This is a genomic window from Planomonospora alba, assembly GCF_039534085.1.
Classification (GTDB): Bacteria; Actinomycetota; Actinomycetes; order Streptosporangiales; family Streptosporangiaceae; genus Planomonospora_B; species Planomonospora_B alba.
Window position 1 is genome coordinate 1 of record NZ_BAAAUT010000101.1, and the last position, 12,088, is coordinate 12,088.

10 protein-coding genes and 1 tRNA gene are annotated in these 12,088 nt (G+C 74.4%); 5 read left to right on the forward strand and 6 right to left on the reverse strand.

Annotation, left to right across the window (positions count from 1 at the left end; translation table 11 throughout):
* Positions 1–924: 924 nt before the first annotated feature.
* Positions 925–999 (reverse strand) — tRNA-Val (locus ABD823_RS33235).
* 512 nt (positions 1,000–1,511) lie between these two features.
* Here ABD823_RS33235 and ABD823_RS33240 point away from each other — a divergent pair.
* The gene (locus ABD823_RS33240) at positions 1,512–1,928 is read left to right on the forward strand and encodes an SsgA family sporulation/cell division regulator (protein WP_344866711.1); all 417 of its coding nucleotides are present in this window, start codon (positions 1,512–1,514) and stop codon (positions 1,926–1,928) included.
* A gap of 13 nt (positions 1,929–1,941) precedes the next feature.
* On the opposite strand, the gene ABD823_RS33245 is transcribed toward ABD823_RS33240, so the two are convergent.
* Positions 1,942–2,583, reverse strand: a complete 642-nt coding sequence (locus tag ABD823_RS33245) for a DUF305 domain-containing protein (protein WP_344866713.1) — start codon at positions 2,581–2,583, stop codon at positions 1,942–1,944.
* A gap of 41 nt (positions 2,584–2,624) precedes the next feature.
* Here ABD823_RS33245 and ABD823_RS33250 point away from each other — a divergent pair, with 41 nt between their 5' ends.
* The 3 genes from ABD823_RS33250 (at position 2,625) to ABD823_RS33260 (ending at position 6,483) form a co-directional block, all read left to right on the forward strand.
* Positions 2,625–4,007 carry an LVIVD repeat-containing protein gene (locus ABD823_RS33250; protein ID WP_344866715.1) on the forward strand — a complete coding sequence of 461 codons (1,383 nt, stop codon included), beginning with the start codon at positions 2,625–2,627 and terminating at the stop codon, positions 4,005–4,007.
* 353 nt (positions 4,008–4,360) lie between these two features.
* Positions 4,361–5,125: a hypothetical protein gene (locus ABD823_RS33255; protein ID WP_344866717.1), complete on the forward strand. Its 765-nt coding sequence runs from the start codon at positions 4,361–4,363 to the stop codon at positions 5,123–5,125.
* Positions 5,122–6,483 (forward strand): S8 family serine peptidase, encoded by a 1,362-nt coding sequence (locus tag ABD823_RS33260; RefSeq protein ID WP_344866719.1) that lies wholly within the window; start codon positions 5,122–5,124, stop codon positions 6,481–6,483. Before ABD823_RS33255 ends, ABD823_RS33260 begins: the two co-directional genes overlap by 4 nt.
* A gap of 61 nt (positions 6,484–6,544) precedes the next feature.
* On the opposite strand, the gene ABD823_RS33265 is transcribed toward ABD823_RS33260, so the two are convergent.
* The 3 genes from ABD823_RS33265 to ABD823_RS33275 are packed head-to-tail and all read right to left on the reverse strand — an operon-like array spanning position 6,545 to position 9,359.
* Positions 6,545–7,375, reverse strand: coding sequence for an aminotransferase class IV (locus tag ABD823_RS33265; RefSeq protein WP_344866721.1), 831 nt, complete (start codon positions 7,373–7,375; stop codon positions 6,545–6,547).
* Positions 7,376–7,387: 12 nt separating this feature from the next.
* Positions 7,388–8,383 carry a chorismate-binding protein gene (locus ABD823_RS33270; RefSeq protein WP_344866723.1) on the reverse strand — a complete coding sequence of 332 codons (996 nt, stop codon included), beginning with the start codon at positions 8,381–8,383 and terminating at the stop codon, positions 7,388–7,390.
* Positions 8,384–8,387: 4 nt separating this feature from the next.
* On the reverse strand, positions 8,388–9,359 hold the full coding sequence (locus tag ABD823_RS33275; protein WP_344866725.1) for a LysR family transcriptional regulator: 972 nt from the start codon (positions 9,357–9,359) through the stop codon (positions 8,388–8,390).
* Between the two features lie 73 nt (positions 9,360–9,432).
* On the opposite strand from ABD823_RS33275, the gene ABD823_RS33280 reads away from it, so the two are divergent.
* The gene (locus ABD823_RS33280) at positions 9,433–10,152 is read left to right on the forward strand and encodes a Rid family hydrolase (protein WP_344866727.1); all 720 of its coding nucleotides are present in this window, start codon (positions 9,433–9,435) and stop codon (positions 10,150–10,152) included.
* A gap of 183 nt (positions 10,153–10,335) precedes the next feature.
* On the opposite strand, the gene hutH is transcribed toward ABD823_RS33280, so the two are convergent.
* Entirely contained in the window at positions 10,336–11,883 is a 1,548-nt protein-coding gene (gene hutH / locus ABD823_RS33285; RefSeq protein WP_344866729.1) for a histidine ammonia-lyase, read from the reverse strand.
* Positions 11,884–12,088: the final 205 nt, after the last annotated feature.

Genomic DNA, 12,088 nt, shown 5'->3' on the forward strand with positions numbered 1-12,088 from the left:
CCGCCGAAGACGCCGAACATCGACGCCAGCCCGTGGAAGGCGAACAGCAGGCCGACCACGGCGCGGAAGAGCGAGAGCACCGGTCCGTGGAGCCGGTCGAGCTTCATCAGATCACCTCGTGTCTGTCGTGGCAGGAGGCGTCCGTCGCGCCCGTACGGGCGGCGCCGGCCGTACGGAGAGGACGCGACCGGAGTCGCCGGTTGACGGTGGGATCCGGGCAGGGAGGCGCGCCCCGCCCGTCCGGCGGCTCCGCCGCGCAGGGCGGAGCCCTTTCCGCGGCGTCCCGCGGAAACCCCGGGGCACGGCCGGGCGGGCGGACCGGCGACGCGCCGACCGGTCACCGGGGAACACCGCCGGCGTCCTCCCCGATATCCGTAAAACGGCTTCCTCCGCCATTCCGTCAGCCGTGCCCGGCGCGGTGGAACCGCCTTTCCGGTTCCACCGGCGCCCACCACAGAGTCCGGTCCGGCACTCCCGGATGTCAACCGCCCACGCCCTCCTCCCATGGCGGAGACAGCCGCGCCGACCTCGCCTTATGCTTCTCCACCTGCTGTTTCCGCCAAGCAGGTCGGGTGATTTCCGCGATTCACCGCGGCATATCCGATGAAAGTTTCCCGGCCGTCCCGGATATCGGACAATGAAAGCTTTCGGAAAGCCGGCTCCCGCAGCGGACAAAAGCCGGGCGGCCCGTCCGCCCCCCGGCCCCGGAGCCCGGCACGTCCCGCCGGGATCCGCTCCCGGCGCCCTCGGTCCTCCCGGCGCCCGGCCGGGCGGGATGGGCCGGAGCCCCGCGGGGCGTCCGCGAGCCGCGGCCACGGGGAGGACACCGGTCCCCGGCGGCGGGGTGGGCGCGCCGCCGGCCGTCGCGCATCCCCCCGAACGGCGCGAAGGCCCGGAGAGATCAGTCTCTCCGGGCCTTCGCGGTGGTGGGCGATACTGGGATCGAACCAGTGACCTCTTCGGTGTGAACGAAGCGCTCTCCCGCTGAGCTAATCGCCCGCCCTGCCGGACCCTCGCGGTTCCGACGTGGAAAACCATACAGCAATCCGGGACCACTGGCGAAACGACATCCATGACGGCATGATCTTGAGGGCGGCGCCGGTCGGGGTGCGGCGGCGACCGGGGCCGGGCAGCGGCGGCCGGGAAGCCTGGGAGCGGTAGGGGACGAAGGTCCGAAGATGGGGCCCACTGGGAGGCTACGGTGTCATAGCATCGTCCTGATCCGCACAAGCACCCGTACGACCCGAGCTAGACCCCTTCGCCCACGACACCCCTCACGGGGAGCCGAGCGTGATGGAAACGATGCGCAAAACCCTTGGAAATATGACGCCGTTGATGACGTTTGGCCAGCTAGGTGCCGAAATGTCGCACTGTGATGTGTGTTACAGAAGGGCCTGGAGGCGGAATCTTTCCTACGGGTTCCTTCGTTCCGCGTCATAGCCATGGACGAAGCCCGCCACAGCAGTGACAGCCCCGCAGAGGGGACCGACGACGAAAAGGTTTGGCTGACGATGAACAGCACCACCGTCTCTGCCGAGCTGGGCCTTCGGCTTGTGGTCCCCGACCGTAGCACCGTCCCGCTGCTCGCCGGACTCAGCTACACGGCCGACGATCCGTACGCGATCCGGATGGCCTTCCACGTGGGGAACGACGAGCCGGTCGAATGGATCTTCGCCCGCGAGCTGCTGACCGTCGGCATCGTGCGGCGCGTCGGCGACGGCGACGTCCAGGTGTGGCCGGCCCGCGCCGACGGTGAGCGCACCCTGCACATCAGCCTCACCTCGCCGTTCGGGCAGGCCCTGTTCGAGGTCCCGCTGGCCCCGCTGACGGAGTTCCTGCACCGGACCTACGAGCTGGTCTCGGCCGGTCGCGAGACCGACTTCATGGACCTCGACGCCGAGCTCAGCAACATGCTCTGGAGCTCCTGAGCCCTCCCCGGCCCTACGCCAGCAGCGCCCGCATCCGGGAGATCTCGACGCCCTGCCCTGACAGGACGTCGCCCGCCACGGCGAGCATCGTCCGGTCGGTGCCGGACCTCAGCTGCTCGCGGGCCATCGTCACCGCCGCCTCGTGATGGCGGATCATCAAGGTCAGGAAGAGCTCGTCGAAGGCCTCGCCCCTCGCGGCCCTGAGCCGGTTCATCTCCTCCTGGGTGAGGAGGTGGCCGTCGCCGTGGACCCCGTGGCCCCGCCACGGCCGGCCGACCGACTCCAGCCATGACGTCATGGCCTCGATCTCCGGCCGCTGCGCCGCGGCGATCCGCTCGGCGAGCGTGCGCACCCGCTGCGACGACGACCGCGCCGGGACCAGCGCCGCCATCTCCAGCGCCTGCCTGTGGTGCGGGATCATGCCCTCGGCGAACCGCACGTCGGGCGCGGTGACCCGCGCCTCCGACTCTCCCAGCCGCTCGCCCGGCGCCGCCGTACGGCCGGCGTCGCCCGGGCCGCCCGGCACGATCACCGGCGCGCCCGTCCCCGCCACCAGCGGCGATCCCGTCCCTGCCGCCGAGGCCGAGCACCCCGCCGCGGCCGTCGCCGTCACCGCCGCCAGCAGGACGAGACCCGCCCGGCACATAATCCCCATAGCATCCATAATGCGTAAACATTCGAATCAATGGGGGCACTGTGCGATCAACCCTGGCGTTCGCGCTGGCGGCGATGCTCGTGGTGGCGGGCTGCGGCGCGGACTCCGAGCCGCCGGACTCCGGTGCGGCACCCCCCTCCGCGGCGGGCTCCTCCGCGCCCGCCTCCCCGCGGAGCGGCTCCGGCGACGTGCTGCGCAGCGCGAACGTCACCCACGTCGCCAACGTGCCGCCGGCGGCTCCCCTGGACGGGCCCGAGGCGTGGGGGACCGACCTGGCCTTCCAGGGCGACCACGTGTTCGTGGGCAACTACGAGGGGTTCACCGTCTTCGACGTCTCCGACCCGGCCGCGCCCGCGGTGGTCAGCCGGGTGCTCTGCCCCGGCGAGCAGAACGACGTCTCGGTCAGCGGCGACCTGCTCTTCCTGTCCGTGGACACCCCGCGCAGCGGCCCCGGGTGCGGCGCCGGACGGGGGGAGTACGAGGAGGACGGCGGCTGGGAGGGCATCCGCATCTTCGACGTCTCCGACAAGGCCCACCCGAAGTTCGTCTCGGCGGTCAGCACCGCCTGCGGCTCGCACACCCACACCCTCGTGCCGGGCGAGACCGCGGACACGCTCTACCTGTACGTCTCCTCCCCCGGCCCGGAGGGCACCCCGACCTGTCCCGGGCCGCACAACATCTTCTCGATCGTCGAGGTGCCCGTCGGCGACCCGCAGGCGGCGAAGGTCGTCGCCACGCCGGTGATCGCCGACGCGGGCGAGCAGGCGGAGCTCGGCGGCTGCCACGACATCACCGCCTACCCGGAGAAGGACCTCGCCGCCGCCGCCTGCTTCGGCGACGGCATCCTGCTGGACATCTCCGACCCGGTGAAGCCCAGGGTGCTCCAGCACGTGAGCGACGAGGAGAACTTCTCCATCTGGCACTCGGCCACCTTCAACAACGACGCCACCAAGATCGTCTTCGGTGACGAGCTGGGCGGCGGCGTGGCCGCCACCTGCGACCGCGACACCCCGCGCACCAAGGGCGCCAGCGCCGTCTACGACCTCGGACCCGACCGCACCCTCACCCGGCGCGGTTACTTCAAGATCCCCCGGGAGCAGCAGAAGGACGAGAACTGCGTCGCCCACAACGGCGGGCTGATCCCGATCCCCGGCAAGGACGTCATGGTGCAGGCGTGGTACCAGGGCGGGGTGTCGATCTGGGACTTCACCGACCCGGAGAACCCCCGGGAGATCGGCTTCTTCGAGCGCGGCCCGGTCAGCGGCGTCGGGGGATCGTGGTCGGCCTACTACTACAACGGCCACATCTACTCCAGCGACATCACCAGGGGCCTCGACGTGCTCCGCATCGACGACCCGCTGACGGACCCGGCGAAGACGGTCCGGCTGAAGGAGCTCAACCCGCAGAGCCAGACGTCCTACTAGGACCGCCGGGCCCGCGCGGCTCACGGCCGGGACCGCTCCCCGTTCCACGGGGAAAGGTCCCGGTCGTCTGATGTCCGACCGGTATGGTGGCGTCCGTCCCCATCCGATCATGACCCCGTCCCAGGAGACCGATGCCCCAGGGCCCGCACGCTCAGCCCGGATATCCGCCTCCTCGACATCCCCCTGCGGGGCACCCTCCCCCCGGGAGCCCGCCGGCGGCGGGGCACCTCCCGCCCGGGCCCCCGCCGTACGGCCACGGCCTCCCGCCCGGGGGCGGTCCCGCCCCGTACGGCTCCCTCCTCCCTCCCCCCTACGGCGCCCCGCCCTCCTGGGTCCCGCCGCAGGCTCCCCCGGTGCCTCCGCCCGGCAGGGCCCGCACCGGGCGGAGGGTCGCAGGCGTCCTGCTCGCGGTCTTCGGGGTGCTGCTGCTCCTCGCCGGCGGAGGGATCGCCCTGCACGGGGTGAAGAACAGCAGGCAGGAGATCAGGAACGACGCCTACTGGGCGGGCCTGTGGCGCAACGTCCCCGCCGAGGAGATCTTCCCCGACCTGATCTCCATGAAGCAGGCCGTCCACGGCGACCGGCGCGACGCCGCGAACGCCCAGTGGGTACGGCTCGGCATCGCCCCGCAGACCTCCTGCGCGGCCGGTCTGACCGGGCGGACCGCCGAGCGGGCCGAGGCGGCCGGCTGCCAGGGCGTGGTCCGGGCGACCTACGCGGACCCGAGCGGAGACATGATCGCCACCGTGGCGGTGATCGGCCTGCCCGACGGCAGGGCCGAGAGCGAGCTCGGCGGGTACCTGGGCGAGCAGGAGCGGGAGGACCGGCCCGACCTGGCCGTGCGCAGCCACCCCGTCCCCGGGACGGCGGCCGCCCGGTGGCGGGACGACCGGCGCAACGCCGCCTCAGGCACGGGGGTGTACTCGACCTACATCCACCACGTCGTCGCGGTGACCACCGGGGCGGCCGACGGCCGGCTCGCCACCCGGATCCCGGCGCCGTGGCGCTCGGAGCGCAGGCTGAGCGCGGAACGCAGGCCCTGGGCGGGCGCGGCGGGCGACCTGGCCCAGATGTTCGCCACCTACCTGGGCGGGCTTGCGGACAAGGAGGCGCGGTGAGCGGGGTCCTTCCGAGGACGAGGACCGCGGCGCCTCCGAGGAGGAGCGCGCCGGGCAAGGGCGCGGTGAGGAGGACCGCGGCCGCCCTGGTGGTCCTCGCCGTGCTGGCGGGCGCCTCCCCCGCCCGCGCGGCCGGGCCCTCCCGGGCGGGGGCGGGATGGGAGTCGACGGCCATGCGGCTGCCGCAGGCGCACCAGCTCTCCCGGGGCGCGGGGGTCACGGTGGCGGTGCTGGACACCGGGGTGGCCGCCGGGCACCCGGCCCTGCGCGGAAAGGTCACCGAGGGGCCCGCCTTCGTCGGGAGCCGGCTCGCCGAGGACAGCGAGCACCGGGGCCGGCACGGCACGGCCATGGCCCACGGCGTCCTCATCGCCGCTCCGGAGGCGGAGATCCTCTCCGTCCAGGTGATCCTGGAGGACGAGGATCCCGGGAAGAAGGAGCCGGTCAAGGCCGGCCCGAACGGGCTGAACCCGCTGGCCGAGGGCATCCGCTACGCGGTCGACCACGGCGCGAAGGTGATCTCCATGTCACTGGGCACCGAGCCGTCCGCGGTCGTCGACTACTTCTCCGACGAGGCGACGGCGGTCGCCTACGCGGTCAACCGCGGGGTGACGGTGATCGCCTCGGCGGGCAACGAGGGAGGGCGGGACTCCTTCAACGAGACCTCGTTCCCCGCGGGCTACCCGGGGGTGATCTCGGTCGCCGCGGTGGGCAGGGACGGCCGCCGGGCGGAGTTCTCCACCGTCAAGGCGGTCAACACCGTCGCGGCGCCGGGGGTGGGGATCGTCAGCGCCCGCAACACCGGCGGCTACCAGGCCGTCAACGGCACCTCGCCTGCCGGGGCGCTGGCCGCGGGGGTGGCCGCGCTCCTGCTGTCCCGCAACCCCGAGCTGACCCCGGGCCAGGTCCGGCACGTCCTGACCCGCACGGCCAGGCATCCGGCGGGCGGCTGGAACGCCGAGGTGGGCTACGGCCTGATCGACGCGGCGCGGGCCGTGACCGCCGCCAGGTTCCCCCGGGCTGAGCCGGTGACGCCGCGCCGCCACGACGGGAAGGAGCACCTCGCCACCCCGGACGGGTCGTCACCGGTCACCGGCCCCGAGCTGGACACCGACTACCTCGTCATCGGCGGGGGCGCGGGCGGCGTGGGCCTGCTGGCCCTGTTCGGCGCGGTGCTGCTGTGGCGGAGCGGGCGCCCGCGCGCCCTCCAGGCCCCCGCCCCGGCCCTGCCGGTCCCCGGGCACCTCGGGTACCCCCCGGCCCCGCCGGTCCCCGGACGCTCCGGGTGTCCCCCGTATCCGGGGCACCACGGCCCCTCCCCGCCGCCGGGTGCGGCCCCTTACCGGCCGTGGGACTGACCCGCCCGGTCCCGGGCGGCCCGCGCCGTACGGGCCCGCCGGGCCGGGCGGGCCGGCACGGTCACGGGTCGAGGTCGTCGGCGGCGCGCTCGGCGAAGACTCGCATCACCTTGGTGGTGATCGGGCCGGGGGCCGCCGGGAGCACGGTCCCGTCGACGGCGCGGATCGGCTGGACGTCGCGGGTGGTCGAGGTCAGGAACGCCTCCTCGGCCTCGTAGAGCGCCTCCAGGGGCACGTCCTCCTCCTCGCCCCCGCACCACTCCAGGGTGAGCGCGCGGGTGACCCCGGCGAGGCAGCCGGAGTCGAGCGTGGGCGTGACGAGCCGGCCGTCGCGCACGATGAAGACGTTGCTCCCGGTGCCCTCGCAGAGGTCGCCCGCGGTGTTGCCGAAGATCGCCTCACCGCCGCCCCGTGCCCTGGCGTGGAGGAGCGCCCGGGCGTTCTCGGCGTACGAGGTGCTCTTCACCCCGGCCAGCGCGCCGCGCTCGTTGCGCGGCCACGGCACCACGACGACGTCGGCGGTGGCGGGGAACGGCTTCTGCTCCGCGACGATGATCACGGTGGTGAGGCCGTGGTCGCCCCGGTCGGAGCCGAGCGGGCCGGGGCCGCTGGTGCAGGTGATGCGGATCCGGCCGAGCGGCCAGGCGGGTGCGGCGGCCAGGCAGGCCCGTACGCCCTCGGTGATCGCGTCCGTGTCCGGCTCGGGCAGCTCCATGCGCCGCGCCGACAGGCGGAGCCGGTCCAGGTGGCGGGTGAGGGCGAAGGGGGCGCCGTCGACGCACTTGACGGTCTCGAAGACGCCGTCGCCCACGATGAGGCCGTGGTCGAAGACGGAGACGGCGGCCTGCGCCGGATCGGTGAGTTCACCGTTGACCCACACGGGAACGTTCATCGGGTATCTCCTTCAAGGGGTGGAGGCGAGCGCGATGAGCCGGGACGCCTTCAACTCGGTCTCGTGCCACTCACGCCGCGGATCGCTTCCCCAGGTGATGCCCGCTCCCGTGCCGAAGCGGATCGCACCGGACGAGAGCCAGAACGTGCGGATCCCCACGGCCAGCGACGCCCGGTGCCGGTCGGCGTCGACCCAGCCCACGGCACCACAGTACGGGCCGCGGGGCTCGGGTTCGAGTTCCTCGATGATACGCAGCGCGGAGGATTTCGGCGCGCCGGTCACCGAGCCGGGAGGAAATGTGGCGGCGAACAGCTCCGGCCAGCCGGATTCCGGCGCCAGCCGGGCGCGGACGGTGGAGACCAGGTGCACCAGGCCGGGGTGCTGTTCGACCTCGCACAGCGCGGGGACGGTCACCGAGCCCACGGCGGCGACCCGGCCCAGGTCGTTGCGGACCAGGTCGACGATCATCACGTTCTCGGCGTGGTCCTTCTCCAGCAGGTCGGCCGCGGTGGCCCCGGTCCCCTTGATCGGCCGGGACTCGATCACGTCGCCGTCCCGCGACAGGTAGAGCTCCGGCGAGGCCGACACGACGGCGCGCTCCGGCAGGCTCACCACGGCCGCGTAGGGGGCGGGGTTGCCCTCCGCCAGCTTGAGCGCGAGGGCCGCCGGGTCCTGGCCGGCGGGCAGCGGCGCGGTGAGCACCCGGCAGAGGTTGGCCTGGTAGACCTCGCCGCGCTCGATGCGGGAGCGGATGCGGCGCACGCCGTCCTCGTAGGCGGCCCGGTCCAGCGAGCTGCGCCACTGCGACGGGTGCGGGCCGCGCCAGGGCCGGCGCGGCACGGGCGGCGGGGCGGGCCGGACGTCGCCGAACCGGGCGCAGGTGACCTTGCCCTCGTAGTCGACCACGACCGCCCACCAGCCCTCGCCGTCCAGCGCGGACAGGTCGGTCGTGACGTCGAGGAGCCGGGTGGCCAGCAGGCCGCCGACGTGGGCGAACGAGTCGTGCACCCCCCTATTGTCCCGCCGCGCGGCGCGAGGAGCGCACCGCCTGCCGCCGCGCCTCGGCCCCCAGCAGCCGCGCCAGCGCCCGGGCGGCGGGCGGCGCGGTGCCCGGCAGCGCCGCGTAGACGGTCCGGTGCGGCGCGAACGCGCCGAGGGAACGGACCACCAGGCCCTCCGGTACGGCCTGCACGGCCAGGGCCGGCACCAGCGTGACGCCGAGCCCGGCCGCGACGAACCCGTACTTGCCCGTCCACTCGCTGATCCGGATGCTCGCGCGCGGGGTGAACCCGGCCCGGGCGCAGGCGTCGGCCAGCATGGTCCGCCCGCCCGGCGGGGGCGCCTCGATCCAGGTCTCCTCGCGCAGGTCGCGCAGGTCGACGGGGTCGCCGGGCGGACCGCCCGCCAGCGGATGGTCGCGGGGCAGCGCGACGAACAGCTCGTCGCGGGTCAGTTCGGTGAACCCGACGCCGCCGGGATCGCCGCCGGGATCGCCACCGGGGTCGCCGCCGCCGTCGCGCGGCAGCCCGGAGGGGTAGTCGCTCACCACGGCGAGGTCCAGGGCGCCCTCGCGCATCCGGCGCAGCAGCCCGCCGCTGGGCCCCTCGACGGGGGCGAGCTCGACCTCGGGGAACTCCCGCCGGAAGGCGCGCAGGGCGGCGGGGACCAGGGCGACGTTGGCGGTGGCGAACGCCCCGACGCGGACCCGGCCGCGGTAGCCGCCGTGGATGCCCGCGAGGTCGTCGCGGGCCCTGGCCAGGCGGTTGAGGACGGCCCGGGCGTGCTCCCAGAGCAGCTCTCCGGCGGGCGTCGGCCGTACGCCGCGGGGCAGCCGCTCGAACAGGGGGCCGTCGGCCTGCTGCTCCAGGGAGGCGATGCGCCGGGAGACGGCGGACTGGGTGTAGCTCAGCTCGGCGGCCGCGGCGGTGAACGAGCCCGTACGGGCGACGGCGTCCAGCAGGCGCAGGGCGTCGGTCTCGAACACATTCCTCCTTCGCATGGGTTGCATGAAAAGTAGTCGCTGGTGGAATGCCTCGCCGCCGCCTAGCGTCGGGGGCGTGATCGCTTTTCTCGGACTGGGGCGCATGGTCGCCCCGATGGCCCGGCGGCTCGTGGCGGCCGGGCGCGAGGTGACCGTGTGGAACCGCACCCCCCGCGCGGTGGAGGGCGCCGCGACGGCCGCCTCCCCGGCCGAGGCGGTGGCGGACGCCGACCTCGTCGTCACGGTGCTGCGCGACCCGGCGGCGGTGGAAGGGGTGCTCGCGGACGCGGCGCCCGGGCTGCGGGACGGGGCCCCGCAGGACCTGGAGCGCTGCCGCGAGGTGCTCGGTGTGTTCGGCACCGTGCGGGAGGCGGGCGGCCGCGGGCCCGGGACCGGCCGGACCGGGGTCGGGAAGGTCAACCCCGCCTCGGTCCCGGCGACCAACGGGCTCTACTCCCACGCCACCCGGGCGGGGAACCTGCTGTCCGTCTCGGGACAGGTGGCGCTGGACGCCGACGGGAACGTGGTCGGAGAGGGCGACATGACGCGCCAGGCGGAGCACGTCATGGAATCGCTGGCGCGCATCCTCGCCGACCAGGGGTGCACCTTCGACGACGTGACCCACATCCGGACGTTCGTCACCGACATGTCGCTGCTGCCGGAGTACGGGGCCGTCCGGCGGCGCTTCATCACCGGCGAACCGCCGGCCAGCACGACGGTGGAGGTGTCGCGGCTGTTCCGGCCGGGGCTGCTGATCGAGGCGGAGGTGACGGCGGTCGTCCCGGGAGCGGTGTGAACCCCGCGGCCCCATGGGCCCCGCGGTTCCGTGGACCCCGCGCCTCCGCGGCGGGACCCGGGGTGCCGTGACCTCCGCGGGCCCCCGGGCACGCCCCGGCGGGCCCCGGACCCGTGGCCGGAGCCCGGGCTCCGGCCACGGGGACCCGGCCCGGGACCCGGGCCCGGACCCGGGCCCGGCCTGTCAGGCCAGCGGCCCGGTGGCCTTCTCCGCCGCGGCGACGAGCGTGCCGTCCCCGATCATCCGGACCACCGCCTCGATCTCCGGGGCGAGGAAGCGGTCCGGGCCGGGGCCGGGGACCGCCTCGCGCAGGGCCGCCACCACGGCCCCGGTCCCGGGCGCGGGCCGGTGCGGCGCCCGCAGGTCGATCGCGCGGGCCGCGGTGAGGATCTCCACGGCCAGCACCCGGGCCAGCCCGTCCACCGCGCGGCGCAGCTTGCGCCCGGCCGACCACCCCATGGAGACGTGGTCCTCCTGCATGGCGGAGCTCGGGATGGAGTCCACGCTGGCCGGGACGGCCAGGCGCTTGAGCTCGGAGACGATCGCGGCCTGGGTGTACTGCGCGATCATGTGGCCGGAGTCCACGCCGGGGTCGTCGGCGAGGAAGGCGGGCAGGCCGTGGCTGCGGGCCACGTCGAGCATGCGGTCGGTGCGCCGTTCGGAGATGCTTGCCAGGTCGGCGACCGCGATGGCCAGGAAGTCCAGCGCGTAGCCCACGGGGGCGCCGTGGAAGTTGCCGTTGGACTCCACCCGGCCGTCGGCCAGGACCACCGGGTTGTCGACCGCGGAGGCGAGCTCGCGCATGGCGACCGAGGCGGCGTGCGCGAGGGTGTCGCGGCCGGCCCCGGCGACCTGGGGGGCGCACCGCAGCGAGTAGGCGTCCTGGACCCGGGTGCAGCTGCCGTCCCGGTGGCTGGCCATGATGCCGGAGCCGGCCAGCAGCGCGCGCAGGTTGGCCGCGCTGGCGGCCTGGCCCGGGTGCGGGCGCAGCGCCTGCAGGTCGGCGGCGAAGACCCGGTCGGTGCCGAGCAGCGCCTCCACGCTCATGGCCGCGCCGATGTCGGCGGTCGTGAACAGCCGCGCCAGGTCGTCCAGTGCCAGGACCAGCATGCCCAGCATGCCGTCGGTGCCGTTGATGAGCGCCAGGCCCTCCTTGGCGGCCAGCTCGACCGGTTCGATGCCCGCCTGCTTGAGCGCCTCGGCCGCGTCGGCGAGGTTCCCGGCGGCGTCGCGGACGACGCCCTCCCCCATGATCGTGAGGGCCACGTGGGAGAGCGGGGCGAGGTCGCCGGAGCAGCCCAGGCTGCCGTACTCGTGCACGACCGGGGTGATGCCCGCGTTGAGCAGGCCCGCCAGCGTCTTGGCGGTCTTCGGGCGGACACCGGTGTGGCCGGTGGCCAGGGTGTGCAGGCGAAGCAGCATCAGTGCGCGGACCACCTCGGTCTCCACCTCCGGCCCGGACCCGGCGGCGTGCGAGCGGACCAGGGAGCGCTGGAGCTGCGCGCGGAGCGCGGGGTCGATGTGCCGGGTGGCCAGCGCTCCGAAGCCCGTCGAGACCCCGTAGGCCGGGGTGGGGCTCTCGGCGAGCTCGTCGACGCGGGTGCGGGCCGCGGCCATGGCGGCCACGGCGTCGTCGGTGAGCCGTACGGCGGCGCCGCGCCTGGCGACGGCGACGACCTCGGCGAACGTCAGCGGCTCGGGCCCGATGTCCACGACCACGTTGTCGTGCATGCTGTCACTCTCTCGCATTCGATGTAACCGGTGTGCCCCATGCTAGACCCTTACATTCTCCCGCCGCACGGTCCCGGAGGGGCGATCCGGTTTGGGGAGTCGCCGCCTATTCGCTAAAGTTCTCTCCGTGACACCGGGTCTCCCGGGAACACACGCGGAAGTGGCTCAGGGGTAGAGCATCACCTTGCCAAGGTGAGGGTCGCGG